The organism is Corynebacterium endometrii (genome assembly GCF_004795735.1).
Classification (GTDB): domain Bacteria; phylum Actinomycetota; class Actinomycetes; order Mycobacteriales; family Mycobacteriaceae; genus Corynebacterium; species Corynebacterium endometrii.
On the sequence record NZ_CP039247.1, the window covers coordinates 1,391,624 to 1,416,042 of the forward strand.

The following is a 24,419-nucleotide window of genomic DNA, read 5'->3' on the forward strand; positions in this document are numbered from 1 at the left end:
ACCTTCTTCACCGGCGCTGCATGAAACAAGCGTTACAGCCAACGCAGTTGTTAACGCCACCACGGCCTTTCGGCCGCGTCGCAATGCTGACATAGACATCAGTGATAGTCCTTATTGTTTCCTGCCTGCGGCTAACGGTTAGGGCGCCATGATGCGCCGCCATTAAAACCGGTATCACCTTTAGGGTTGCTTGCTTCCTCAGCCCGCTCGCCGTAGCCAGCCGGGGAAACCACGGTGCGCTTGGGCGCAGCCTTGACGGACCCGCGCACGTCATCATCGTCGCCATCGGCAAGCTCGCCGGAATCCGCACCGGACGTCGAGCGGTACTCCGCCACGACCTTGTTATGCTGCTTGATCTTCTTGGTACGGTTCGCCAAGGAAACGGCCAGTGGCGTGGCCAGGAAGATTGAGGAGAAAATACCTTCCACAACGCCGATCAGCTGGATTAGAGCCAGATCCCGCAGGGTGCCAATACCCATGAGCCAAACGGCCACGATAAACAGGGCGATGATCGGGAGCGCAGAGATCACGGACGTAGAAATTGAGCGCATTACCGTCTGGTTAATCGCCACATTGGCTTGTTCGCCGTAGGTGTACCTTCGCTGGCCTTCGATTCCTTCGGTATTTTCATTGACCTTGTCGAAGACGATCACTGAGTCGTAGATGGAGAAGGTCAACACCGTGAGCAGGCCGATGATTACCGCAGGAGAAACCTCCAGGCCGAACAGGGCGTAAATGCCGAGGATCAGGATGCCGTCGGCAATCAGCGCGATGATGGCAGCGAAAGCCATGTTGCGTTGCAAGCGGAGCGCTACGTACAGCGTTGCCGCCGCGAGGAAGACCAGCATTGCGATAATCATGCGCTCGGTAATCGCGGAGCCCCAAGACTCAGACACTGTGGAGGAACCAATTGCATCTGGGGACGGCTTACCTGATTCATCTAGGGGTTGATGAGCTTCGTAGATTGCCTGACGCGCGGAATCAACCTGTTCCTGGCTGAGGCGCTCGGTATTGATTTCGAGGGTTTCGGAAGCTCCGGAACCGACAATTTGAACGATCTCAGGGGTAATTCCGGTTGCCTCGGTAAAGGTCTCCTCGACCTGTTCTACCTGCAGCTCACCGGCGGGCATCGAGAGTTTCGTGCCGCCCTCAAAATCGAGCGAGAGGTTGAAACCGCGGAATAATATCGCAGCGATGGAAACCACGAGCAGGCCAATGGTGATGCCGTACCAAAGCTTAGATCGGCCAACGAAGTCAAAGCCGCCTTCGTCCGTATATAGGCGGTCGATGCGGGAAATTTTTACAGCGGAAGCCATGTCTTACTTCTCCTCTTCCTCACCCAAGGTTTCAACCTCGGAGCGTGGTTCGTCCTTGGAGTCATCCCCTGATGAGCCTGATCCATCGGTGCGGGTTTGTGTAACGACTGCCGCCCCGGTGACCGCGGCGGAAGACTTGTGCGAAGGCTTCTCGGTGCGGGCGGTATCCCTCGCCGGCTTGGCGTAATGGCCGTGGCTGCGGCGCTCTTCAACCAAGGAGAAGATACCTCCCAGGCCATTCATGGATGGCTTGGCCCAGCGCGGGCGGCGCGCGGCAAGCTGCATGAGAGGCGCCATAATCAGGAAAGAAACAACCAAGTCGAATACCGTGGTGAGTCCAAGGGTAAAGGCGAAGCCCTTTACCTCACCGATGGCCAAGAAGTAGACGATAACGGATCCGATAAGGGTCACCGCGTTGCCGGTGACAATGGTGCCGCGAGCGCGTTCCCACGCCTTGGTCGTTGCGGAGCGGAAGGTCCGCCCCTCCAGTAGCTCGTCCTTGATGCGTTCGTAGTAGACCACAAAGGAGTCCGCGGTTGCACCCACGCCGATAACAAGGCCCGCTATGCCGGACAAATCCAGGGAGTAGCCAATCCAGCGCCCAAGCAAGACGATGGAGCCGTACGTTAGTACACCCGCGCCCACCAGGGTGACCAGGGATACCAGGCCAAACGCGCGGAAGTAGAACAGGGCGTAAGCCGCTACAAGAACTAGACCTACCAGCCCTGCGATAAGGCCTGCCTGTAGCGCTGCCTTACCCAATGTCGGTGGGACAACCTCTGTGGTTCCACCGGGTTCGCCGTTCTCACCGGTAAAAGACAGCGGCAGTGCGCCGTACTTTAAGTTGTTGGCGAGGCTGGTTGCTTCCTCCTGGGTGAAATCACCCGTAATGGAGGTCGCGGCGCCGTACGGGGTAGCACCCTGAATGACTGGCGCGGAAATGATGGACGAGTCTAGCGTGATCGCCACCTGCTGCTGCAGGTTGTCCTGGGTCAGTTTTGCCCACGTTGCGGAGCCGTTAGGACCATCACCGGTCTTGAAGGCGAAGGCGATTTCCATCTGGCCGGTCTGTGGATTCAGCCCACCGGTGATTGGCGATTCGGTATCGATCTCATTACCCGTCAAACGGGTGCCCGCCGGGTCATCAATTCCCTCGAGTAGCGGCGCGGGGTCCAGCACGTAGGCCTGGCCGGTCGAAAGGTCACAGGTTGCAAATACCTTGGCCGGATCATCTAAACCAGCCACGGGATCGACGGTGGTGGATCCGGGCATGCACTGCAAAAGGCCAGAAGCGGCTGCGATGGTGGTTGGGTCATCGGATTGGCGATCAGCCAGCAGCATCTCGATTGTCTCATCGCGGAATTGACCCTGGGCAATGGAATTGTCCGGCTCAGGCTTAGGGGTAGCGCTGACCGTAGGCACCTTGAGCGGCTCCCCACCGGTGCCCATCTGCTGGCTCTGCATGTTTACGCCATCCACAAAACGCTTGAGGGATTCGTTAGCCTGCTCAGGGGTAAGCACACGGTATTCAACCCAGCGATTAGCCATGTCCTCCAGAGTCTCCGGCAATGCGGCCACGTCTGGAATCATGGTGGTATTTACAGGGCGGAACAGCAGTTTAGAGGTCTGCCCCACGGCCTGAGCCTGTGCAGTATCCTCGCCGGGGACGGTGATAACAAGGGTGTTTCCGTTGATTACAACCTCGGATCCTGAAACACCCATGCCGTTTACGCGCTGTTCCAGGATGGTACGAGCCTGCTGGAGCTGGTCCTGCGTTGGTTCTTGCCCCTGAGGCACTAGAGTCACGCGGGTGCCGCCTTGAAGATCTATGCCCAGCTTCGGGCTGATGCTCTTTGGTCCGGTGAAAAGTACTAGCGCGTAAAGTACAACGACGAGCAGTAAAAACAGCGCCAAGGCCCGCTTTGGCCACGTTCTGCTCGAGTTATTCAGAGCGCCGCGAGTTGTAGTGGACAAAAATTTTCTCCTGTGTGGTGATCTAACAGGGTTAGAAGGCTAAGTAAATCACCGCTATGGGCAGTGAGCACGATCCCCAATCGTACGTCATGAGACCTAATAATCTTTAAAAGGGGCCCTGTGAAAGGCCCCTAAAGAGGTAGGTTCAAGCAGATTTTTCCATCGGGGTTACTTCTAAACCCCGATGGTCTACGACCCGCGGTTAGAGCGGTAATCCTTACCGGTCACGCTGGGCATCGTCCGGATGGGCGGCATTATGGCCGGATTCGTATCCGGGCTCAAACTCGCCCGCGCGGTAGCCATCAGCATCACCTGGTGCTGGCTCCGCGTTAGCCTGGCGTGCGGCAGTAGCGCCATTGAGGGAGTCGGCGGTGCCCGCCGCGCGGACAATCGCGATCTTTTCGAAGGTAACGATGGTACCGGATGCGATCTCCAGGTCTACTTCCGTATCGCGGACCGCAGTGACGGTGCCGTGAATACCAGCGGCGGTCACCACGCGCTTGCCAGGAGCCAGGGAGGCCTGGAAGGCCAGGATTTCCTTCTGATGCTTCTGCTGCCTCCGTACGGCAAAGAAGGTAGGAAGCAAGAAAAGGGCTAGGAGAATTAAGAGAAAAATAAGTTCCATGCAGGCCAGTGTGCCAGAATGCCCCTCAATCGCGCCACCTGCACCTTCCCGCGGCCTAGCAGCCAGTCAGATGCTCACATCCTTGTGCCCGCAGCCCCAACACCCCTTGAGCGCTGGGGATACGCATCCTTGGCCGCGACCAAGCGCCTAAAACAATCCCAATGTACCGTCGGGTGGCGTGAGCCCTAGGTGCTGCCAGGCCGCCGCGGTTGCCACGCGCCCACGCCCAGTACGGGCAATCATCCCCGCGCGTACTAGGTACGGCTCGCAGACCTCCTCAACCGTGGATGGCTCTTCGCCCACCGCGATGGCCAGCGTGTTAACTCCCACGGGGCCACCACCGTGCCCCTTAATTAGAGCAGTAAGCACTTCCCTATCTAGGCGGTCTAGGCCGATGTGATCCACATCGAATACCTCGAGCGCGCCCTGCGCGGCGGCCATGTCGATGCGCCCATCTCCGTGGACCTCTGCGAAGTCACGTACTCGGCGCAGAAGGCGGTTAGCGATACGCGGCGTGCCACGCGAGCGTGAGCCAATTTCAACGGCAGCGTCATGGTCGATGTGCACGTCTAAAATCCTGGCGGCGCGGGTAACCACCTTGGTGAGATCCGCCGTGCCGTAATACTCCATCTGTGCGGTGAAGCCAAAGCGGTCACGCAGCGGCCCGGTCAGCATTCCGGCCCGGGTTGTGGCTCCAACCAGAGTAAACGGTGGGATTTCCAATGGAATGGACGTGGCACCTGGGCCCTTGCCGACGATCACGTCGATGCGGAAATCCTCCATCGCCATATACAGCATTTCCTCCGCTGGACGCGCGATGCGGTGAATCTCATCGATAAAGAGGACATCACCCTCCATGAGATTGGAGAGCATCGCGGCCAAGTCCCCAGCCCTTTCAAGAGCGGGGCCGGATGTCATACGGAGGCTGGTTCCCAACTCTTGAGCGATAATCATCGCCATGGTTGTCTTGCCCAAGCCTGGAGGTCCGGAAAGCAGGACATGGTCCGGGGTCACGCCACGGTTGCGGGCACCAGTAAGCACCAAGGATAACTGTTCACGTACCTTAGGCTGGCCGATAAACTCATCGATGCTCTTGGGCCGTAACGAACGCTCAATGTCATGCTCGCCCACCTGGGCCTCGGCTTCAACGGCATTATTGCGTTGCAGGCCACCGCTTGACTGGGAACCGCCGGGCGCTGCCATCGACTCCGGAAGCTGAAACTCAGTGCGCTCTACGTCAGACATCTACATCTCCACGCTTTCTACTTTTTCCGGCTCAATTGGACCAGCGAAGCGCGCAGGATTGCCGAGGTATCCAGATCCGCATTATCGGCAGCGATGGCCTCGACCACCGGGCGCGCAAGCTTATCGGTGAAGCCAAGACCAATAAGCGCCTCAATGACTTGCTCAACAACCGGGCCACCGACAGGGTGCGGCGTAGCCTCCGCAGGGGCCTGGCCGCCAGCCGCCACGAAGCCTGAGACCTTATCCTTGAGTTCCAGCGCAAGGCGCTCAGCTACCCGTTTGCCGACGCCGGGAATGGACTGCAAGCGCTTCGCATCGCCGGAGGAGATGGCGGCAGCCAGCTCTTCCGCGCCCATGACCGACAGAGCGGCCAGGGCCAATTTGGCTCCCACACCGGATACAGACTGAAGGACGTGGAACATTTCGCGGTCCTCTGCGCTGGTGAAACCGTAGAGGGTTTGAGAGTCCTCCTTGACCACGAAAGCGGTGAGCACGAAGGCCTCTTCTCCGCGGATCAGGGTCCCTAGCATGGACGGGGTGGCTTTAACCTGATAGCCCACTCCGGCACATTCGATGACCGCATGGTCCAATCCAATGGAGATAACTGTTCCTCGAAGGGATGCAATCATAAATCCCTAGTGTCCTTTCGCTTCCTCACGAGCTTGTTTCACCCTGGCCCTCAACGCAGACTGAGCCTTTGCTTGGGCGGCCGCCACCGCCTCTGTACGCGCGATTACCGGGGCCCGCCAGCAGTGGCACACCGCTAAAGCTAAAGCATCAGCAGCATCGGCTGGTTTGGGTGGTTCGTTGAGTCCAAGGATACGGGTAATCATGGACGTCATCTGCTTCTTATCTGCGCGCCCATTGCCAGAAATTGCCTTCTTCACCTCAGACGGAGTGTACATGTGTACAGGGATACTCCGCTCCGCGGCGGCGAGCACTAGGACGCCCACCGCATGGGCGGTCTGCATGACCGTGGAGACCTCACCCCGCTCGAAGACGCGTTCAATAGCCACGACATCTGGCTTGTAATCATCCATCCACTCGCGCACGGCGACCGACAAGCGCAGCAAGCGTTCCGTAAGTTCGCTGTGGGCAGGGGTGCGCACTACCCCCACTGAGATAGGCAGCACGGCACGGCCACGACCTGCCTGGACTACCGAAAGTCCGCATCGAGTAAGGCCAGGGTCGATGCCCATTACCCGTAGCCCTTCGAGATTCATCGTTGCCCCTTCGTAATTCGGATACGTCAGCCGTACTAGTCCTGCCCGGGCCTGCAGCCGCCGCAGACGGGCACGGTATTTACACACATATGTTCTATCATACGGATATTAAAAAGGGAGGCGACCTGCGCGTGGTCCCCTCCCGGCTGGCTATTAAAGCTCTTAGGCGCAGGCCTACTCGGCTTCGAGCTCAGCGAGTACCTCTTCCGATAGGTCCATATTGGTGTAGACATTCTGGACGTCATCGGATTCCTCGAGAGCATCGATCAGACGGAAGATCTTCTTCGCATCCGCGGCATTGAGGGACACCTCGACGGACGCGCGGAAATCCTGATCCGCGTCTTCCACGTCAATCCCGGCCTCACCAAGCGCAGCCTTGACCGCCGCGAGATCAGACGGTGCGCAAACCACCTCGAAGGTCTCGCCAAGGTCATTTACTTCCTCGGCACCGGCATCAAGTACAGCCATGAGAACGTCATCCTCGGTCAGTTCGCCCTTGAGCACCTGAACAATGCCGGTGCGGGAGAACATGTAGGAAACGGACCCGGATTCACCCAGGTTGCCGCCATTTTTAGACATCGCGGTACGAACTTCAGTAGCGGCGCGGTTGCGGTTGTCCGTCAGACACTCGATGAGGATTGCCACGCCGTTCGGGCCATAACCCTCATACATGATGGTTTCCCAGTCAGCACCGCCGGCTTCCTCACCTGAGCCTCGCTTGCGCGCGCGCTCAATGTTGTCATTGGGAACGGACGCCTTCTTGGCCTTCCGGATCATGTCATCGAGGGTCGGGTTAGCCGCAGGGTCACCGCCACCGGTACGGGCCGCAACTTCGATGTTCTTAATCAGCTTGGCAAATTCCTTGCCACGCTTTGCATCGTTCGCAGCCTTCTTATGCTTGGTAGTTGCCCATTTAGAGTGGCCTGACATATTCGTGCCTTTCTTGTTGGCTTATCGCTGGCAAAGATTATACGGAAAGAAGCGATCCGGAAAGTATTTAGCCCCTCATTTCGTTACTCTCAGCTCCCGTAGTGATGCGCGGTTACCGGCTCATGGGCTACTTGTTCTCGCGATAGGTGCGGGTAAGACCTTCTTGCATCACCGTGGCTACTAAGCGCCCATTGATATCGAAGACCGTGCCGCGGGTTAGCGCTACCCCGTTGCCGGCAGACGGCGAGTGCTGCACGTAGAGCAGCCAGTCATTAACGCTTAGTGGGCGATGGAACCACACGGCATGGTCCAAACTGGCCAACTGGACCTTCACGCCGGGATGCGGGATCAAGGACGAGTAAATCAGCGTCATGTCAGACATGTATGTCAAAGCCGCCTGGTGAAAATTTAAATCTTTGGGCAGCTGGCCTTTGTTGCGGAACCAAATGTGGCGGTAGCCCGAAATTTCCCTCTCCTCGTGCCGGCTCGGCTCGCGATCGGCCTCAGGGACTAGGCGGATGTCCCAGTCATTCCATTCGCCCATCAATATGCGGGTGCTCGGCGGGTCGGCGCGGTGCAGGTGAATGACCTCTTCAGGCCCCGGGACCTGGGGCATCGGGTCTTGGTGCCCAGGGCCTTCATCATCCACGCGGTGGAAACTAGTATCCATCACGAAGATAGTGGTGCCGCCCTGCCTAGCCCTTACTTGGCGGGTGGCAAAGGAACGGCCATCGCGTAAGTGTTCTACTTCAAAATCGATGGGCTCGGTGGAATCCCCAGGAGCAATGAAGTAACCGTGCAGTGAATTGGCAACGAGCCCCTCGACAGTACGCTGCGCGGCGCACAGCGCTTGGGAGGCAACCTGCCCACCAAAAGTCCTCGACATCTCTGATGGTATAGCGGGTCCGCGGAAGATGTCTGGGCCCTGTTGGTCCATTGCGAAGACGTCAGAAACTGACATTGTTGAGTACTTTCTTAAGATCGAATGCGAAACTACGGCAGCCGACGCCGCATCAGCCGTTGGCGGTCAACCCCGGCATCGACGGGCCCCAGAACGCCCGGTCCAACGAACACGGCCTTAAGCCATGTTAATCGGCAATGATGCCAACGGTGCACGGGTTAACCAATGTATTTCCATTATGTCTAAAATGCTACCCATGTCTCCCCACAAGTTACACCGCACAGCGGCCTGCATCGAGATGGTCACGTGGTCTCTCATTATTATCGGGATGATCCTAAAGTATTCCAATACCACCGAGGCCTTGATGCCAATCTTCGGCGGTATTCACGGCTTTGGTTTCTTGTGTTTCGTAGCCATGACCATCCTTGTCTGGGCAAACGACCGCTGGCCGGCGTGGTTGGGCATTGCGGGGCTAGCGGTTTCCGCGATCCCCTTCGCCGCGTTGCCCTTTGCCATGTGGGTCGGCAAGAAGGGTTTCCTGGGGCGTCGCTGGCGCTTCGGCAATGGCGATGATGCCCAGCCGGAGACCTTTACCGACCGAGCGCTGGCAACCGTGGTCCGCAAACCGGCACGAAGCGCCGCGGTCTGCCTCGCGATAATCATTGTGGTGTTCGCCGTTCTTCTATACCTGGGCCCTCCGGTCGACGTTGAATCCGTAATCCGATCTTAAGTGTGTCTATCCCCGCCTATTCCACCCTTTCGCCGCCAAACGCCCTGATTGGAATCTTGCGTGCCCATGCTAAGCAAACTTTCATCGATCCCCGCACTTATCCTTGGATGGTTGGTCCTGCGCGGTGTTCTCATCGCATTATGCGTGATCGATAGCAGCCCTCGTGGCGATGTGGCTTACTACTTCAGCGGAATATATGGGGACAATCCCGATGCCATGACGGAATATCCACACCCGGGGGTCTGGCCGACCCAGCTCATAGGCCTGATTACTGGGCCTAACCCGGACTCATTTTTTGTGTGGTTCAGCGCCATGTGCTTAGCCCTAGACCTATTTTTCCTTCTGGGCCTGCGGCGCTTTGGGCGCGATAACCCTGTCGGCGTGACCTACGCATGTTGGTTCTGGATTTTCTTCGGCACCGCGGCGGGCCAAGTGTTTATTATGCGCCTCGACTTGTTCCCGGCTGTGGCAGTAGCCATCGCCGCGATGCTGCTATTCCGCGTGCCGACTCTGGGCGCCGCCTTCCTCGCGCTAGCAACCACCATGAAGCTGTGGCCCGGAGTGCTGGCCGCGGGATTGGTAGGGCGTTGGAACCAGACAGCGACGTGGCTGCGTGTGGGCTCATTTGTCCTGACCGCCGTTGCACTGTGTGGCGTTACCGTAGCGACCGAGGGCGTAGGGCGCCTTCTCAGTCCATTGACGTACCAGGGGGAACGGGGCCTGCAAATCGAATCCATTCCCGCAACCCCGTTTATCTATAGCGCCTTCCACTCCCCTTCGGACTGGACCGTGGATTACGCCCCGTCAAAGTCCTTTGAGATTGCCGGCCCCGGTGTGGATTCCATGGTCACGGCGTCGACGGTGATCATGGTCATCGTAGTTCTAGCCATGGCCGCATGGGCGCTGAGCAGGCTGCATAGCTGCCGGTGGGACGCTTACACCTCGGTGGCGTTTTTCGTCGCCGGCATCCTGGGCCTCATCGTGTCCAACAAAGTTTTCTCACCCCAATACATCGTGTGGCTAGCCCCGGTACTTGCGGTGGCGATGTGCGCTCCCCGGTCTTACCCTACTGCGCCAGCACGCGGGCGCAGGGCGGAGAAGGCGATGCTTGCTGTACTAGGCCTAAGTTGCCTCATCGCGGCCGCCTTAGGCACTTTTATCTACCCGTTTAACTACTCATTCCTTATCTCCGAGCTGGGTACGGACTACACCACGGTCATCATCCTTGCGGTGCGCAATGCGCTGGTCCTCGTCATGTTTGCTTTATCCCTCGCGTGGCTGTACCTCGTCAACCGCAGCACAGCCGGCCACAGCGAGACTAAGCAAGCGCAGCCCCAGCCCTTAGGCCTTCCCCATACTCAAGACGCGACGCCCCAAACGCCGGCAGCCCAGAGCTAAGCCTGGAGCTCGAAAAAATCAGGCAGTGGTGCGGTTCCTCCCAGGCGCAGGAAGCGGACGACGGGGCGCAGCCTCAAGGCGCGGGTGTCAGAAACCGCCTCATTGTAGAAGCGGTGGGCGAGCTTGACGCGCACGTCGGCGTCTATCAGGTTGGCTGGAACTCCGGCTAAGCCGTCCGCCACGGCTGCGGACAAGCGCGCCTCGGCCTGGGCTCGGCGCTCGATATCGCCCTGTTTGAGCGCAATGGCCTCCACCTGGCGCGCAAGGCCGGCATGGGCGGGAAACAAGGCGGCAGTCACCGCCGCCCTGCGGTTAAGTGCGGACTCGAGGGCCGCGAGGGCGGCGTCGGTACGGATGTGCAGAGAATTGAGTCGCTGCGCCGTAAAGTACGCCCACAGGACGACGCACGTGAGCGCCACGCACGCGATGACGATAAGGGCAGTGGTCATGGCGGGGCAATCCTCCCTGAATGCGTGATCAATGTTTCTTCTTCAGCCTGCGCGAACGCCCGCCAGCTACGGTAACCTTCGTTCCGTCCGCGACGGTATCGTAGACCTGCAGCACGGATTGGGCTACGAAATCCCAATCATAGGTGCGTGCCCGGGCAATTCCCGCCTCCACCAGGGCCTGCCTCTCCTGCGTGTTTTCGATAAGGAAATTCAACTCCGCGGCCAATGATGAGGGGTCACCGTTGCGGAACAGCCTCCCTGCGGGGGCGCGGGAATCCACGTCACACACGGCGGCGAAGGCTTCCAAGTCGCTGGCTACTACCGCACACCCAGCGGCCATCGCCTCAACCAAGACGATTCCAAAGGATTCACCGCCGCGGTTGGGGGCCACGTAAATATCGGCGCGGCCTAAGATCGAGGCCTTATCCGCATCGCTGACGCGCCCCGTAAATTCCACACCGGGGATTTCACGAGCATCGCCGCCTCCCATCACCGTCACCTTAACCGGATGGTTTACCTCATCGAGCGCCTCAAGCAAGACATCGAGCCCCTTGCGCGGCTCATCCAGGCGCCCGAGGAACACTATCTCCACCGGTTCCCGCGGGTCTTTGTCGCCCGCGGGCACGCGAGCCTGCGCGTAGACGGACGTGTCCACCCCGTTGGGGATGAGGACCGGGTCGCCGCCGAGCTGCTCAACCTGCCAGCGCCGCGCCATCTCAGAAACCGCTATCCCCCCGCGAATCTTGTCTAGCAGCGGGCGCAGAAAAGGCCGCGCGAGCCGTAGCGCCAGGGAGTTGGAGGCGGAGGCATGGTAGGTAGCCACGATGGGCCCAGAGGCTAACTTGAGCGCCGCCATGGAATAACTCGGCGAATTAGGCTCATGCAGGTGAAGTACGTCAAACCGGCCTTCTTCTATAAAGCGCTTGAGGTTTGAACTAACGTGCGGGCCAAAGGATAGACGCGCCACCGAGCCGTTGTAGGCGATGGGGATGCTCCGGCCGCCCTTGGTCACGAAATCCGGAAGTTGGGTCTCCTGTGCCGCTGGGCCCAAGACGCGGACCACATGGCCTTGATCAATCAGGACGCTGGCAAGCTCGATGATGTGGGCCTGGACGCCTCCTGGTTCGTCGAAGGAATAGGGGCAGACGATGCCGATTCGCATTGCCCTAATCCTCCTTTCCGGCCGCGCTGGGATGGTTGGGGCGCCTTTTGCCGCGGGCCCGAGCGGCGCGCTCCGCCCGGCGCTCTTCCACGTCGCTATTCCACTGCGGCTGCAGCATATGCCAATCGGCGGGGTGCCGCGCGATGGCTTCCTCGAAGCGATCCGCCAGGCGCTGGGTAGTTTCCTCGACGGTAGTAACCTCTATCGGCACCGAAACGGATTTGCCCCACCGCGGGGTTCCGTCCTCCGCCTTTTCAAACCAGAGGTGAACCGCACACAAGGCCGCCCCCGTTTGCTGCGCTAGGAGCGCCGGGCCTGCGGCCATATTTGCGGGCTCCCCGAAAAATTCGACACTTACCCCGGTACGGGACAGGTCCCGCTCGGAAAGCAGGGCAATCACCTTGCCCTCTTTTAGACGGGCCTTGAGCGTGTCGAAGGGCTGCGCCCCTCCGGTTAGCGGGAGGACTTCAAAGCCCAGGCTTTCGCGGAAATCGACGAAAGCCTGGTACAGGCTCTCGGGCTTTAAACGTTCGGCGACGGTAGTGAACCCACCCACGTGCCCAACGAGGAAAGCGCCGGCCATGTCCCAGTTCCCGGTATGGGGAAGCGCGAGGATGACCCCTTTTCCACGAGCATAAGCCGCTTCGAAATTCTCTAGCCCCTCGATTCCGGCCTTCAGTTGTTCATGAAACCCGGGGCGGCGGTGGATGGCTGGAAGCCGAAAGGCCTCACACCAATAGCGCATGTAGGAGCGCATGGAATCCCGGACGAGGGCGCGAGTGACGTTTTCAGGCCCTACTACCCTGCCTAGGTTTTTCCGCAACTGTTCGGGGCCCCTGCCGCCTTTGGAGGCGATATCCGCTCCGAGCTCGAAAAGTTTGTATGCCACCGATTCCGGCAGCATACGCACAAACCGCCAACCAGCCATGTAACCGGCCGCGGCGAGGTCATCTTTCGATGGCCACACTGACATCTACTTCACCTTCTGATTGGCGGCCATGTGCAGCCGCTGGGCCACAGTAAAAAGCGAACCAATAGCCAAAATCCATAGGGAAACGGCCAGCGCATGGGGCACGCCCAGGCCTTCAAGCCCCACGCCCACCAGCGATATAATTAGACGCTCCGGGCGCTCGATGAGCCCGCCCACCATCCTCAGGCCACTGGCCTCACCACGGGCCTTGATATAGCTAATCACCTGGGAGGACACCAGTGTTACCAGCGCGGCGACCACGGTGACCGGATGGCTATCCATTGTGTAAATCAGGTACCACAGGATCGCGGCAAACAGCGCCCCGTCCGTAATGCGATCACAGGAGGCATCGAGCGTGGCGCCGAAGGCGGTACCACCGCCCCGCATCCTAGCCATGGTGCCGTCAACCATGTCGAAGGCCGCAAACAACCCGGATAGCACCGCGGCCAAAAAGAGGTGGCCCGTGGGAATCAGGGTCACTGCCACCGCAATGGTGACCACCGTGCCAATAATCGTCACCTTGTTCGGCGTAAGTCCCAGCTTCATCGCGGCCTTAGCGATGGGCTCAACCACGACAGCGGCAGGCTTGCGGCCGTGCACACTAAGCACGAGCATCCTCCTTGTCGATGTCAATCCATGCTTCAGTCAGAATCGACCGGGTGTCTTTAAGCAATTGGGGCAGCACTTTCGTACCGTCCACGATGGTCATGAAATTAGCATCCCCGGGCCAGCGTGGCACGACATGCATATGCAGATGGTCTCCTACCGAGCCACCAGATGCGCGGCCCAGATTGAACCCTACATTAATAGCTTCCGGACGTGACACCCTTTTTAAGACCCTGATGGCCTTCTTACAAAAGACCATCATCTCCGCCGTTTCCTCCTCAGTCAGGTCCTCTAGCTGGGATTCCTTGCGGTACGGCACCACCATGAGGTGGCCCGCGTTATAGGGAAAAAGGTTCAGCAAGGCGTAGACCGTCTTACCACGGGCGATGATCAACCCGTCCTCATCGCTGCCCTTAGGGGCTTCAACGAAGGGATCCTTAGAACGCTTGGTGATGTAAGCCATCCGGTACGGGGCCCACAACCGCTCTAGGCGATCGTCAAGGCCGGCACCGGAGTCTACATACGCGTCCTGGCCTGAGTCCCGATTGGATATCTCCATGACTGAACCAGTCCCCACTCCTAGCGCTTAACGCAGCGCGTTGATCTCATCCTGATTTGGCTGCTTATTGTTGCGGCTCGCAATCCAAGAGGAAATGATATCCACAGCCTCGTCAACGGGTACGCCGTTGACCTGCGAACCATCCAGGAAGCGGAAGGATACGGCGTCCGCGTCCACGTCCCGCGCGCCTGCAAGCAGCATGAACGGGACGCGGGCCTGGGTGTGATTACGGATCTTTTTCTGCATGCGATCATCGGAGGTATCCACGTCGGCGCGGATGCCCTTTTCACGCAGCTTCTTGGCGATTGCCTCCAAGTGGTAGGAGAAATCATCTGCCACCGGAATGCCAACGACCTGGTGTGGGGCTAGCCAAGCCGGGAATGCACCCGCATAGTGCTCGAGCAGCACGCCGAAGAAGCGCTCAATGGATCCGAACAGCGCACGGTGGATCATGATTGGACGCTTCTTGGTTCCATCAGGCGCGGTGTACTCCAGCTCGAAACGCTCGGGCAGGTTGAAATCCAGCTGCACCGTGGACATCTGCCAGGTACGGCCAATCGCGTCACGCGCCTGAACGGAGATCTTCGGTCCGTAGAACGCGGCACCCGCTGGATCCGGCACCAGTTCCAGACCGGAGTTGGTTGCCACGCGCTCGAGGATGGCGGTGGAACGCTCCCAGATCTCATCGGAACCCACGAACTTATTTGGGTCCTTGGTGGACAGCTCCAGATAGAAGTCATCTAAGCCATAGTCCTGCAGCAAGGAAATGATAAATTCCAGTACCTTGGTCAGCTCATCTTCTAGCTGATCCTCAGTGCAGTAGATGTGCGCGTCATCCTGGGTAAACCCTCGTGCTCGGGTCAGGCCGTGGACCACACCAGATTTCTCATAGCGGTAGACCGTGCCAAACTCGAACAGGCGCAGCGGCAGCTCGCGGTAGGAGCGTCCGCGGGAAGCGAAGATGAGGTTGTGGAACGGGCAGTTCATTGGCTTGGCGTAGTAATCCTGAGGCTGCTTGGTGCAGTTACCCTCATCGTCATACTCGCCGTCCAACTGCATTGGCGGGAACATGCCGTCCGCGTAGAAATCTAGGTGGCCGGACTTCTTAAACAGGTCTCCCTTGGTGATGTGTGGGGTGTTGACAAAGGAGTAACCGTCAGCGATGTGGCGGCGGCGGGAATGCTCCTCCATTTCCATGCGCACGGTGGCACCGTTTGGATGGAATACCGGGAAGCCGGAGCCAATCTCATCCGGGAAGGAAAACAGGTCAAGCTCGGCACCCAGGCGGCGGTGGTCACGTTTTTCCGCCTCTTCCATCATGTGCTGGTACGCCTCGAGGGCCTCCTTGGATTCCCAGGCCGTGCCGTAGATGCGCTGCAGGCCGGCCTTGGACTGGTCGCCGCGCCAGTACGCAGCGGAGGAACGGGTCAGCGTGAATGCCGGAATGTACTTGGTCGTTGGCAGGTGCGGACCGCGGCAAAGATCGAACCACTCCACCTCGTTGGTGCGTGGGTTCACATTGTCGTAGTAGGTCAGCTCGCCGGCTCCAACCTCGGTTGCCTCGTCGGAATCGGGATCGACGTTTCCCTTATCCTGAATCAATTCAAGCTTAAAGGGCTCATCCTTGAGCGCTTCTTCGGCCTGCTCATTGGAAGCAAAGACCCCACGTTCAAAGCGCTGACCAGACTTGATGATCTTCTTCATGCGCTTTTCAATTGCCTTAAGATCCTCGGGCGTGAAGGGCTCTTGCGACTGGAAGTCATAGTAGAACCCGTTCTCAATCGCGGGGCCGATGCCCAGCTTGGTGCCCGGGAACTCGGCCTGCACGGCCTGCGCAAGAACGTGCGCACAGGAGTGGCGGATCACGGCGCGGCCGTCTTCCTCACACGCTGCTACAGGCGTAAAGGTGGCTTCAGTCTCAGGGGTGTGGGACAGGTCCTTGAGTTCGCCATTTTCATCGCGAACCACCACTACTGCCTCTGGGCCCTTATTGGGCAAGCCCAATTCTTTCATCGCCGCACCAACTGGGGTGCCAGCCGGAACAGTGAATGGCTCGTAGCCTACGTGTACGGCTGCGATAGCTTCGGCCATGATTCTGCGCTCCTTTTGCGCTCATGCGGTGGCGGCATACCTGGCCGCCCCGCGGGAAACAGGAAAGATCACTCAACTTCGCTCCCGCCGCGGTTATGCTAGCGGCTCATGCTGCATCGGCATGCAGGGAAAAGTTGCTCCGGAACATACTACTCTGCATACCCCTCTTAGAGCCATTTGGCGACCGCGCGGACGGTGCCGCGGGGCGCAAGGGCGCCCACTTGCGATTCGCCAGCCCTAAGTCAGCAAACGCTCGCCCCAGAACGCGTCGGGTTCGGAACCGTCTGCGCTGACGCCTGGGGGAATGAAAAACACAGAGGAACCAATGTGTGTGATCCACTCATTCAGCCGGTCCTGTTCATCCAGGCGAGTTTGAATTGGGGTGAATTGCTTATCGGGATCTTTTTGGAAGCAGATGAAGATAAGCCCGGAATTAGACAGTTGATCGCTGCCCGGCTCCGGCGGCAAGTCGTAGCTGTAGGGCCTGCGCAGTAGAGCCTGTTCTGGGTGCTCACGGGTGGGGCGCGCACGCGCCATGTGAGATGCGGGATCAATCAACGGTAATCCGTACTTGTCCGTGGCCGAAAAATCCGCAATGGTGTGCTCTTCCCCGCCGCTCAGCGGGGCACCTTTGGCCAGATCGCGACCAATTGTCTGTTCCCGCGAACCGCGATCCAGCATTTCCCATGTATCGACGTTCATGCGGATGCGGCGGACAACCATCGCTGAGCCGCCGAGGGCCCATTCCTCCCCCTCATCGATCCACACCTGGTAATCGAAATCCTCGGGGGTTTTTGGATTGACGGTTCCATCCACCTGGCCGAAAAGATTGCGCGCCGTTTGATCCGGCGCCTTGGCCCCGTCCGCATTGGCAAAGCCCTGCTGCATCCAGGCGGTCTTCACGTACCAGCTCGAGGAACGAATCATGTGGCGAACCGCATGGGCGAGGGTGAGGGAATCATCGCAACAAATCTGAAGGACGATATCCGTTTGCCCCCATGCGGGATCCAGCTGGTCGCGCGTGAACTTCGGGATGGGGCGCAGCCATTCTGGACGCAGTTCCCCTTTACCCGCGATATCGAAAACCTTGGGGCCGAAACCGCACGTAATGGTGAGGTTAGCAGGGGTGACGGCCATTTCCGGTTCCAAGCTGCCCACCGGCGCCTGTCCCGAGCACAAGCGTCGGGCGTCTTCGGTCCAGGAACGCATCAAATTAACCAGCTTGGTCTTGTCCATGTCCTCGACGAAGTTAAAACCGACCAGATTCACTAATGCCTGGCCCGGTGTAGCGATGCCGGCCTGGTGCTGACCGTCGAAGCTGACGGTTTGGTTTTTCAACCGGACCTCGACTTCCTCCGGGCTTAGGGCGCCATTCCCCCCTTCCCCTGCGGTAGAGCACGCCGCCAACGCTGATGTTCCAGCCGTTACGGCGGCACCTGAAAGAAATCCTCGACGAGACAGCTTTCTCATCTTCATCAACTCTCTTGGGTTCAAGCGGGATTAGGCGCAGCGATGCTGCGCTTGAGCGGGGGAAGGCAGACAGGGAGGGTAAGTGGACCTTTAGTGATCGTGGCCCTCATGATCGTGGCCGGAATGGTCCATCGAATCGGATGGCTCATCAGCAGCGCCCATGCCGCCGTGGCCTTGGAGCTCGCCATCCTCGCCGTAGCTCTCGTCGCCGGAGCCGACCTGACGAACAGCCAGGCCTTCCGCCTCGACGGTAGATCCGTCCGCGGTAGTGATAGTCAAATTGACGGTGGCACCAGGCAAGATTTCCTCGTCATAATCCATGATCATCATGTGGTCGCCACCGGGGGCCAGTTCGTGGCTTTCCCCGGCCGGGATTTCAAACCCGCCCTCCTTCATCTGCATTTGACCGTCAACTACCTCATGCAGTTCGGTGCGCTCTGGCTGGGTGTTATTTCCCACGATTTCTGCCGTGAAACCGGTGATAGTAACCGCCGCATCGGTGTTATTCACGACGGAGCCGAAGATGCCGGTCATGGGGCGGCCATCCTCAGCGTCGGCGGCTGGTTTGGCCTTGACGTAACCATCAACGAAGGAGATAGGCGCAGCGGTATCGGCGGCCGTGGTGCCCGCGGCTGCGCTTTGCTGTTCGGTTGCCGGCGCCGTGGAATCATTCTCATTCTGCGGTGAACAAGCCGCTAGAGCCAGCGCGGAAACCGCCGCTACGGTTGCGAGAACCTGGGAGTACTTCTTCATGGTCTTACTGCCCTTCTCCAAGCGTACGACGCTTGGCAATCATTACGGCTGCCACGGCGATAAGCGCAAGGACTCCTCCCGCGGCAGCGATCCATTTCACGGGCCCTTGGAGCCCATCGTCAGTGGAAGAGGCCTCAGTCTCACCGGGCGAATCCGCCGCTGTATCCGTGGAACCGCCTGCGGTAGCGTCCTCGGACGAGGCCGCGCCCGCACCCGCTTCTTCACCGCCCGCGATGCTGAACGGGACCGCCCCTCTGGTGGCGTGACCATCGGAGGAGGTGATGGAAAACCCAACCTGGTATTGACCCGGCCCTGCCTCAGTCCCCTCCGGCACCTCGATGCTTAGGTTGCGGCCATCGAGGCTTGGTTCGGCGGAAAAAAGCACCTCACCGGTGTCCACGTTGGACACCGCGATGGTGTTAAAACCTTCCTGAGGAATGCCGGAGAACTCCAGGGTGATTACATCGGGCAGCGCTTCAACAACCTCATCGGTCTCAATCGAACCGCCAATAACTGAATCGTGGGCTTGGGCCACAGGTGCCGCAAGCCACGCTCCCGGAGCTACGGCAAGCATTCCGCCGGCTAAGACCGCCGCAGCCCAAGCCTTGGACCGTAGGCGGATCGCAGTCAACGGAGTGTTCATAGGACTATCCCTTCCAGTGGATTGCATCTAGTGAATCTGAAGCCAAAACTACACCCGCACAGTGCGGGCATATCCAACGCTCCCATCGTAACGCCAATAGCACCCGCCGCTGGCATGGAACTCTGCGACCAGCGCAATTGACCACGGGGCAAGGCGTACGCCGGAGCGTTACAGATGTAGTCGCAATTGATCCCCCATTAGTTCCCGCGAATAGGAATTATCTATAGCTTTCTGATGAATGGACTATTCGTGCAGCTGCGGTACGCGAGCACTGCGCCTTAATATGCGAAAAGCGCCATCTTTCGATGACGCTTCATGCTTGGAGCGGATGACGAGACTCGAACTCGCGACCCTCACCTTGGCAAGGTGATGCGCTACCAACTGCGCTACATCCGCACGTGAAATCCGTGGATTCCAAACTTGATGAAAGACCCCATAGAGTCTTCGAGGTGGAAACGGGAATCGAACCCGTGTGCACGGTTTTGCAGACCGTTGCCTCACCACTCGGCCATTCCACCGTGGCGTTTACCGCCTCTGTATCAACTTTGCCTCAAATCGATACTGGAGCGGATGACGAGACTCGAACTCGCGACCCTCACCTTGGCAAGGTGATGCGCTACCAACTGCGCTACATCCGCATTCGAAACCAGGCCCGGTTTCTAGGCATTCACATTACATGAATTCCTTGTGCGCGATACTGGGATTGAACCAGTGACCTCTTCCGTGTCAGGGAAGCGCTCTCCCGCTGAGCTAATCGCGCGGGACCGTTTCACCACGAGGGGAAACTGGAGCGGATGACGAGACTCGAACTCGCGACCCTCACCTTGGCAAGGTGATGCGCTACCAACTGCGCTACATCCGCACTGCTAACCAGGCCGGGGCTGTACTTACTGTGCAATCCGCACGCCTTGTTGCGAGTAGAAACATTATCGTGCAACCCCTAAAGACTCCAAATCGCGAGGTCATCGCGGCCTTAAGCACGCCGAACTAAGTTATTGAATTCATCCCGCAAGCCTTTAACATCACGGGCCTGTTATCACCCACCGCTTTGCCGATAATGCCCTCCCGACGGGCTAGATCCCCCGCTGACACTTCGGCCTAAACGCCCGGCCGGTAGCATCGACACAATGAACTCCCCATCACACAACGAGGATCTGCAAGCCCCATCGCAGCGGCAAGAGCCCCAGATCAAGGAACTAATCGGCCCCAGCTCCCCCGCCGGCCAGCCATGGGTCCGCATGGTTGCCGTAACCACCGTCCACGGGTCAGCGACTCTGGAGGGCAACTCGGGCGCGATTGGCAACGACCTGGATTCCCAACTACTCGCGGGGCTACGGGACTGGGCTGACGCGGTGCTGGTCGGCTCGGCCACGGTCAAGGCCGAGGGGTACGGCGGCATCCCGGCAACCGCCAGCCGCCCCAGCCCCGCCCCCTTCGCCGTACTCAGCTCCTCCCTCGACCTGGATCCCACGAGCCGGTTTTTCACTCAGGCCGTGACCCCGCCGCTCATAGTCACCCCCACTTCTTCCCTGGACGATCCGGCACTGGATTCGACCCGGCGCGCCTTAGACGCCGCCGGCGCGCGGTTGGTGGACGGTGGTGACGGTTCGGTTGAAAGTGCGATTCGGGCGTTAAACGATCTGGGCTATGCCAAGGTTTCCTGTGAGGGCGGGCCGCGGGTGTATTCCGGTGCGCTCAGCTCCGGTTTGCTCAATCAGCTTTACCTCACCGTCGATCCGCATGTATCCCCGTTGGTGGAAAAGACGCTGGTTCCTCAGCGGGAGCCCGGCCAACCAAATCAGGTTCAGCGGCTTGAGTTGGAGCATTGCGCGGTGTCGGCCGATTCAACCGTGTTTCTGCGCTATGGCGTAGCGCGCACACATTAGGATGGACGCCGTGAACATCTCCTTAGATCGTGTGTTTGTTGCCCCACGTCCTTTGCTAGCGCGCGGCAGCGCCCGCGGTGAAGCTGACGGATTGACGCGGGATGATGCGGTTTTGCGGGTATCGCGAATCGCGCGGGGCGCCGCGTGGCCCCTAGCCGTGTTGTTGGTCATACACCGCGTAGTCATCGTTGCGTTCAATGGTAATACCACCGATGATTTCACCACGGTTTATTCCGCTGTGCGCCGCTTCATCGATGGAGTGCCCGTGTACGAGCAGGCGTATAACCATGTGGATCCGCTATACCTGTACAACCCCGGCGCAACCTTGCTGCTGGCCCCATTGGGTGCTTCGGGCAACCTTGAGCTCATGCGCGCGGCGTTCATCGTGGCCAACGCCACGGCTATTATCGGCGCCTTAGCCGTTTTGACCCGGCTGATGGGCCACCGCCTCGGCGGGGCCCTGTTCCCTGTATCCATAGCGGCCGCATTCGCTACTGAAGCCGTGACCAACACGCTGGCCTTTGCGAATATCAACGGCCTGCTACTTTTAGCTTTGAGCGTGTTTCTGTGGGCCCTTGTCCGCGGGTTGGGTGAGTCCTCCCCTTCGCAGCCGAACCGCTTAGATGCCTCCCCCGAACGCCTCCCGGGGCATAAGAACACCGGCCTGCTGTGGCTGGCCGGCATCGCCATTGGTTTGGCCATTGTAGTCAAACCTCAGTTTGCACCCCTCCTATTCCTGCCCTTGACGCGCCTTGAGTGGCGCCCTATCGCCGCGGGCTTGGCCATCCCCCTGGCGCTCAACGCGATCGCCTGGCCCATGGTTCCCGGCGCGGCGGATTACATCAACAAGTTAGTTCCATATCTTGGGATCACCCGCGACTATGCCAATGCATCCCTGCCAGGCATGCAGGCTTATTTTGGCTTACCGGACGCGGCCTTCTATCCCGTATGGTTGGCATGCGCCCTGTGTGTTGCGGTTGGCGTCATTGTGTTGCTGCGTTGGCGCCTCACGGATGTGACCGTGTGGGCCACTACCACTTCGAGCCTGCTTCTGGTGGGCGTGTTTCTCCTATCCTCGCTTGGCCAGCAGTACTACTCCATGTGGCTATTTCCCACGTTGTTTACCGCCGTGTTGGCCCGCAGCGTCTTCCATAGTTGGCCGGCTTGGCTTGCCGCAGCCTCATTCTTGATGCCCGTTACGTGGTATTCGTCCCACTGGCCCAACGCCGGCCGCTGGCTCAGCGTGTGTATGTGCACCTTCGGCTGGCTGCTCTTGACCGTCACCATTACTTTTACCGCCCTGGGTTGGTGGGTATCGCAACGGCACTCGCGGCCGCGTCCCGAGGTAGATACGTCAGCATCGCCGGACAATCTGTAGACTGCGACCATGGCCAATTCAGATAAATCTTCAGGAAACCAGACGGACTTTAAACTCATCGCCGATTCCCAGTGGCGTGAGCGCCTCACCGCTGAGGAATACCACGTCCTGCGCGAGGCGGGCACCGAGCGCCCGTTTGTTGGCAAGTACACCGATACGGAAACAGAGGGTGTGTACTCGTGCAAGGCCTGCGGCACCGAGCTTTTCCGGTCCACCGAAAAGTTTCATTCCCACTGCGGCTGGCCCTCTTTCTTCTCTCCGTTGGCAGGAGACAAGATTATCGAGCGCGAGGACCGCTCCTTAGGCCAGGTTCGCACCGAGGTTTTGTGCGCCAACTGCGAGTCGCACCTGGGCCACGTCTTCGCCGGCGAGGGGTATGACACTCCGACCGATCTTCGGTACTGCATCAACTCCATATGCCTAGAACTAGAGGAAAAGCCGGTAGAAGATTAAGCCTCCAGCCATGCGCGCGGCCCGCTCAATCACCCGTAATACCTCACCGAAGTGGGGGCGTGGTGAATGAGCGGGCCGTTGAAGATCCCATTTGAGCCTGCGTTGCCGCAGCCAGGCTCACATTAAGGGAGAATGGATACTAGTTCCTCGAGGTTCTTGACGCGGCGGCCGGTGTGGAACGGCACCTCCTCGCGGACGTGGAGACGAGCCTCGGTGTAGCGCATCACATACATCAGGTCGACAATGCGGTGAAGCTCTGGGGCCTCGAAGGCCAGGATCCACTCGTAGTCCCCCAAAGCGAAGGATGGGACGGTGTTTGCACGCACGTCTGGGTAATCACGCCCAGCCAATCCATGCTCCATCAGGATCCGGCGGCGCTTGGCTTCATCCATGATGTACCAGTCGTAGGAGCGCACGAACGGGTAGACCGCAATCCAGTCCCCCGGTTCCTCGCCCATGATGAAGGACGGCAGGTGCGACTTGTTGAACTCCGCCGGGCGGTGAAGCGCGTTACCGATCCAGGTCACCTCAGAAACCTGGCCCAAGACGGTAGTCCGGCGGAAGTCAGAAAACACCTTCTGCAGGTCCGTAAACTCCTCTGCGTGCCACCAAATCATGTAGTCAGCTCCCGCACGCATGGAGGACAGGTCATAGACGCCACGCACAGTAACCTTGCCTTCTTCGGCGATCTTGTCGAAGAACGCCTGCGCTTCGGCAATGATATCTGCCCGCTCAGTGCCTAGGGCGCCTGGGGTGACGCTAAACACTGCGTGCTGGGAATACTGCTGCATGGCGTTCAAAGCTGCGTAATCAAGCTTCGACATTAGGTGTCCCTCATTTCCTTGGAATGTAGTTCTGGGAGGCTTTCCTATCCATCATAAGTTGTATACGGCCGCTGCGTAACAATCACCCCCGGCGCGCCTCCCACGCCAACCGGCCGCAAAACTATAGCTTGAAGGTCGTGAACAATTCCGACGTCCCTTCGCAGCCGCAGGCCGTGAACCCTGCCGCTAACCCTCCTAGCAGTTCCCTGACGAATCTCCGCTCCCGCGGCGTCCAGGGCGATACGGAGAGTTCCGACGAGCCGCAAACCCCTTCCGCGTTCACGGAAGCCGTGGAATCGATGCACTCTGCCAAGCTTCGCAAGGAAATAACACTGGGCACCATTCGCCCTCCGCAGCGCCTCGCCCCGTTCAGCCATGCGGTGGGCCTTGAAGTGGGCAGTAGCGAAGACGTAGATGAGCTTATTCCCACCGATTCTGAAGGCGACGCGTTTGGGCGCCTCATCCTGCTTCATGACCCGGGTGCGGAAGAAGCGTGGGAAGGCAAGATGCGCCTCGTGGCCTATATTCAGGCGGACATGGATTCTGACGTGGCACGCGATCCGCTTCTGCCCGACGTCGCCTGGGAATGGCTTACCGAAGGCCTCGAGGCGTGCAACGCTGGCCATACGAACCTTGGCGGCACGGTCACCTCGACCTCATCCGTCCGTTTCGGCGAGATTGGCGGCCCGCCGCGCGCCTATCAGCTTGAGATGCGCGCATCCTGGACGGCGGAGGGCCTTGACTTGGCCCCGCATGTCGAGGCTTTTGCGCAGGTGCTTTCCAATGTCGCTGGCCTACCACCTGAGGGCGTGTCCCAGCTGGGCCAGTGATCC

The 24,419-nt window shown here is 59.3% G+C and carries 24 protein-coding genes and 5 tRNA genes; 6 read left to right on the forward strand and 23 right to left on the reverse strand.

What is annotated here, in order from left to right; genetic code table 11:
• Nucleotides 1–131: 131 nt before the first annotated feature.
• From secF to CENDO_RS06300, 8 genes are all read right to left on the reverse strand, one after another.
• Nucleotides 132–1,316 (reverse strand): protein translocase subunit SecF, encoded by a 1,185-nt coding sequence (gene secF, locus CENDO_RS06265; protein WP_136141273.1) that lies wholly within the window; start codon nt 1,314–1,316, stop codon nt 132–134.
• Between the two features lie 3 nt (nt 1,317–1,319).
• Nucleotides 1,320–3,290 carry a protein translocase subunit SecD gene (gene secD / locus CENDO_RS06270; RefSeq protein WP_136141274.1) on the reverse strand — a complete coding sequence of 657 codons (1,971 nt, stop codon included), beginning with the start codon at nt 3,288–3,290 and terminating at the stop codon, nt 1,320–1,322.
• A 217-nt stretch (nt 3,291–3,507) separates the two neighbouring features.
• Nucleotides 3,508–3,915 carry a preprotein translocase subunit YajC gene (gene yajC / locus CENDO_RS06275; RefSeq protein WP_136141275.1) on the reverse strand — a complete coding sequence of 136 codons (408 nt, stop codon included), beginning with the start codon at nt 3,913–3,915 and terminating at the stop codon, nt 3,508–3,510.
• A gap of 147 nt (nt 3,916–4,062) precedes the next feature.
• The gene (ruvB, locus tag CENDO_RS06280) at nt 4,063–5,160 is read right to left on the reverse strand and encodes a Holliday junction branch migration DNA helicase RuvB (protein WP_136141276.1); all 1,098 of its coding nucleotides are present in this window, start codon (nt 5,158–5,160) and stop codon (nt 4,063–4,065) included.
• 17 nt (nt 5,161–5,177) lie between these two features.
• Entirely contained in the window at nt 5,178–5,789 is a 612-nt protein-coding gene (gene ruvA / locus CENDO_RS06285) for a Holliday junction branch migration protein RuvA (RefSeq protein WP_136141277.1), read from the reverse strand.
• 6 nt (nt 5,790–5,795) lie between these two features.
• The gene (ruvC, locus tag CENDO_RS06290) at nt 5,796–6,383 is read right to left on the reverse strand and encodes a crossover junction endodeoxyribonuclease RuvC (protein WP_210726518.1); all 588 of its coding nucleotides are present in this window, start codon (nt 6,381–6,383) and stop codon (nt 5,796–5,798) included.
• Nucleotides 6,384–6,557: 174 nt separating this feature from the next.
• Nucleotides 6,558–7,313: a YebC/PmpR family DNA-binding transcriptional regulator gene (locus CENDO_RS06295; protein ID WP_136141278.1), complete on the reverse strand. Its 756-nt coding sequence runs from the start codon at nt 7,311–7,313 to the stop codon at nt 6,558–6,560.
• A gap of 127 nt (nt 7,314–7,440) precedes the next feature.
• Nucleotides 7,441–8,199: an acyl-CoA thioesterase gene (locus CENDO_RS06300; protein WP_342773397.1), complete on the reverse strand. Its 759-nt coding sequence runs from the start codon at nt 8,197–8,199 to the stop codon at nt 7,441–7,443.
• Nucleotides 8,200–8,470: 271 nt separating this feature from the next.
• Between CENDO_RS06300 and CENDO_RS06305 the strand changes: the two genes are divergently transcribed.
• On the forward strand, nt 8,471–8,944 hold the full coding sequence (locus CENDO_RS06305; RefSeq protein WP_136141280.1) for a DUF3817 domain-containing protein: 474 nt from the start codon (nt 8,471–8,473) through the stop codon (nt 8,942–8,944).
• Between the two features lie 66 nt (nt 8,945–9,010).
• Nucleotides 9,011–10,342, forward strand: a complete 1,332-nt coding sequence (locus CENDO_RS06310) for a glycosyltransferase 87 family protein (RefSeq protein ID WP_136141281.1) — start codon at nt 9,011–9,013, stop codon at nt 10,340–10,342.
• On the opposite strand, the gene CENDO_RS06315 is transcribed toward CENDO_RS06310, so the two are convergent.
• The 14 genes from CENDO_RS06315 to CENDO_RS06380 all read right to left on the reverse strand — a co-directional run bounded on the left by CENDO_RS06315 (nt 10,339) and on the right by CENDO_RS06380 (nt 19,907).
• A complete protein-coding gene (locus CENDO_RS06315) occupies nt 10,339–10,791 on the reverse strand; it encodes a hypothetical protein (RefSeq protein WP_136141282.1) in 453 nt (150 codons plus the stop codon). The two genes, CENDO_RS06310 and CENDO_RS06315, sit on opposite strands and share 4 nt — an antisense overlap.
• Before the next feature lie 28 nt (nt 10,792–10,819).
• On the reverse strand, nt 10,820–11,953 hold the full coding sequence (locus tag CENDO_RS06320; protein ID WP_136141283.1) for a glycosyltransferase family 4 protein: 1,134 nt from the start codon (nt 11,951–11,953) through the stop codon (nt 10,820–10,822).
• Nucleotides 11,954–11,957: 4 nt separating this feature from the next.
• The gene (locus CENDO_RS06325) at nt 11,958–12,926 is read right to left on the reverse strand and encodes a phosphatidylinositol mannoside acyltransferase (protein ID WP_210726519.1); all 969 of its coding nucleotides are present in this window, start codon (nt 12,924–12,926) and stop codon (nt 11,958–11,960) included.
• A complete protein-coding gene (gene pgsA / locus CENDO_RS06330) occupies nt 12,927–13,532 on the reverse strand; it encodes a phosphatidylinositol phosphate synthase (RefSeq protein WP_136141284.1) in 606 nt (201 codons plus the stop codon).
• Nucleotides 13,525–14,088, reverse strand: a complete 564-nt coding sequence (locus CENDO_RS06335; protein WP_136141285.1) for an HIT family protein — start codon at nt 14,086–14,088, stop codon at nt 13,525–13,527. Before CENDO_RS06335 ends, pgsA begins: the two co-directional genes overlap by 8 nt.
• Nucleotides 14,089–14,115: 27 nt before the next feature.
• Entirely contained in the window at nt 14,116–16,179 is a 2,064-nt protein-coding gene (thrS, locus tag CENDO_RS06340) for a threonine--tRNA ligase (protein WP_136141286.1), read from the reverse strand.
• A gap of 237 nt (nt 16,180–16,416) precedes the next feature.
• Nucleotides 16,417–17,649, reverse strand: a complete 1,233-nt coding sequence (locus tag CENDO_RS06345; protein ID WP_136141287.1) for a Dyp-type peroxidase — start codon at nt 17,647–17,649, stop codon at nt 16,417–16,419.
• 90 nt (nt 17,650–17,739) lie between these two features.
• On the reverse strand, nt 17,740–18,423 hold the full coding sequence (locus tag CENDO_RS06350) for a copper chaperone PCu(A)C (RefSeq protein ID WP_246014190.1): 684 nt from the start codon (nt 18,421–18,423) through the stop codon (nt 17,740–17,742).
• Nucleotides 18,407–19,045 carry a copper resistance CopC family protein gene (locus CENDO_RS06355; RefSeq protein ID WP_246014192.1) on the reverse strand — a complete coding sequence of 213 codons (639 nt, stop codon included), beginning with the start codon at nt 19,043–19,045 and terminating at the stop codon, nt 18,407–18,409. Before CENDO_RS06355 ends, CENDO_RS06350 begins: the two co-directional genes overlap by 17 nt.
• Nucleotides 19,046–19,365: 320 nt before the next feature.
• Nucleotides 19,366–19,441 (reverse strand) — tRNA-Gly (locus tag CENDO_RS06360).
• Nucleotides 19,442–19,492: 51 nt separating this feature from the next.
• Nucleotides 19,493–19,563, reverse strand: a tRNA-Cys gene (locus tag CENDO_RS06365).
• 44 nt (nt 19,564–19,607) lie between these two features.
• A tRNA-Gly gene (locus CENDO_RS06370) sits at nt 19,608–19,683 on the reverse strand.
• 50 nt (nt 19,684–19,733) lie between these two features.
• Nucleotides 19,734–19,805 (reverse strand) — tRNA-Val (locus CENDO_RS06375).
• A 26-nt stretch (nt 19,806–19,831) separates the two neighbouring features.
• Nucleotides 19,832–19,907 (reverse strand) — tRNA-Gly (locus tag CENDO_RS06380).
• Between the two features lie 265 nt (nt 19,908–20,172).
• Between CENDO_RS06380 and CENDO_RS06385 the strand changes: the two genes are divergently transcribed.
• The 3 genes from CENDO_RS06385 to msrB all read left to right on the forward strand — a co-directional run bounded on the left by CENDO_RS06385 (nt 20,173) and on the right by msrB (nt 22,762).
• Nucleotides 20,173–20,931 carry a pyrimidine reductase family protein gene (locus CENDO_RS06385; protein WP_136141288.1) on the forward strand — a complete coding sequence of 253 codons (759 nt, stop codon included), beginning with the start codon at nt 20,173–20,175 and terminating at the stop codon, nt 20,929–20,931.
• Between the two features lie 112 nt (nt 20,932–21,043).
• On the forward strand, nt 21,044–22,309 hold the full coding sequence (locus CENDO_RS06390; protein WP_425456217.1) for a glycosyltransferase family 87 protein: 1,266 nt from the start codon (nt 21,044–21,046) through the stop codon (nt 22,307–22,309).
• Nucleotides 22,310–22,318: 9 nt separating this feature from the next.
• On the forward strand, nt 22,319–22,762 hold the full coding sequence (gene msrB / locus CENDO_RS06395) for a peptide-methionine (R)-S-oxide reductase MsrB (RefSeq protein ID WP_136141290.1): 444 nt from the start codon (nt 22,319–22,321) through the stop codon (nt 22,760–22,762).
• Nucleotides 22,763–22,884: 122 nt separating this feature from the next.
• On the opposite strand, the gene hemQ is transcribed toward msrB, so the two are convergent.
• Nucleotides 22,885–23,586, reverse strand: coding sequence for a hydrogen peroxide-dependent heme synthase (gene hemQ / locus CENDO_RS06400; RefSeq protein WP_136141291.1), 702 nt, complete (start codon nt 23,584–23,586; stop codon nt 22,885–22,887).
• A 206-nt stretch (nt 23,587–23,792) separates the two neighbouring features.
• On the opposite strand from hemQ, the gene CENDO_RS06405 reads away from it, so the two are divergent.
• The gene (locus CENDO_RS06405; RefSeq protein ID WP_246014438.1) at nt 23,793–24,416 is read left to right on the forward strand and encodes a DUF3000 domain-containing protein; all 624 of its coding nucleotides are present in this window, start codon (nt 23,793–23,795) and stop codon (nt 24,414–24,416) included.
• Nucleotides 24,417–24,419 lie beyond the last annotated feature (3 nt).

Bases quoted from the DNA above. Each gene is read 5' to 3' on its own strand.
- secF (WP_136141273.1), bottom strand. From the start codon at position 1,316: ATGGCTTCCGCTGTAAAAATTTCCCGCATCGACCGCCTATATACGGAC.
- yajC (WP_136141275.1), bottom strand. From the start codon at position 3,915: ATGGAACTTATTTTTCTCTTAATTCTCCTAGCCCTTTTCTTGCTTCCT.
- ruvB (WP_136141276.1), bottom strand. From the start codon at position 5,160: ATGTCTGACGTAGAGCGCACTGAGTTTCAGCTTCCGGAGTCGATGGCA.
- ruvA (WP_136141277.1), bottom strand. From the start codon at position 5,789: ATGATTGCATCCCTTCGAGGAACAGTTATCTCCATTGGATTGGACCAT.
- ruvC (WP_210726518.1), bottom strand. From the start codon at position 6,383: ATGAATCTCGAAGGGCTACGGGTAATGGGCATCGACCCTGGCCTTACT.
- CENDO_RS06295 (WP_136141278.1), bottom strand. From the start codon at position 7,313: ATGTCAGGCCACTCTAAATGGGCAACTACCAAGCATAAGAAGGCTGCG.
- CENDO_RS06300 (WP_342773397.1), bottom strand. From the start codon at position 8,199: ATGTCGAGGACTTTTGGTGGGCAGGTTGCCTCCCAAGCGCTGTGCGCC.
- CENDO_RS06305 (WP_136141280.1), top strand. From the start codon at position 8,471: ATGTCTCCCCACAAGTTACACCGCACAGCGGCCTGCATCGAGATGGTC.
- CENDO_RS06310 (WP_136141281.1), top strand. From the start codon at position 9,011: ATGCTAAGCAAACTTTCATCGATCCCCGCACTTATCCTTGGATGGTTG.
- CENDO_RS06315 (WP_136141282.1), bottom strand. From the start codon at position 10,791: ATGACCACTGCCCTTATCGTCATCGCGTGCGTGGCGCTCACGTGCGTC.
- CENDO_RS06320 (WP_136141283.1), bottom strand. From the start codon at position 11,953: ATGCGAATCGGCATCGTCTGCCCCTATTCCTTCGACGAACCAGGAGGC.
- CENDO_RS06325 (WP_210726519.1), bottom strand. From the start codon at position 12,926: ATGTCAGTGTGGCCATCGAAAGATGACCTCGCCGCGGCCGGTTACATG.
- CENDO_RS06335 (WP_136141285.1), bottom strand. From the start codon at position 14,088: ATGGAGATATCCAATCGGGACTCAGGCCAGGACGCGTATGTAGACTCC.
- thrS (WP_136141286.1), bottom strand. From the start codon at position 16,179: ATGGCCGAAGCTATCGCAGCCGTACACGTAGGCTACGAGCCATTCACT.
- CENDO_RS06345 (WP_136141287.1), bottom strand. From the start codon at position 17,649: ATGAGAAAGCTGTCTCGTCGAGGATTTCTTTCAGGTGCCGCCGTAACG.
- CENDO_RS06355 (WP_246014192.1), bottom strand. From the start codon at position 19,045: ATGAACACTCCGTTGACTGCGATCCGCCTACGGTCCAAGGCTTGGGCT.
- CENDO_RS06385 (WP_136141288.1), top strand. From the start codon at position 20,173: ATGAACTCCCCATCACACAACGAGGATCTGCAAGCCCCATCGCAGCGG.
- msrB (WP_136141290.1), top strand. From the start codon at position 22,319: ATGGCCAATTCAGATAAATCTTCAGGAAACCAGACGGACTTTAAACTC.
- hemQ (WP_136141291.1), bottom strand. From the start codon at position 23,586: ATGTCGAAGCTTGATTACGCAGCTTTGAACGCCATGCAGCAGTATTCC.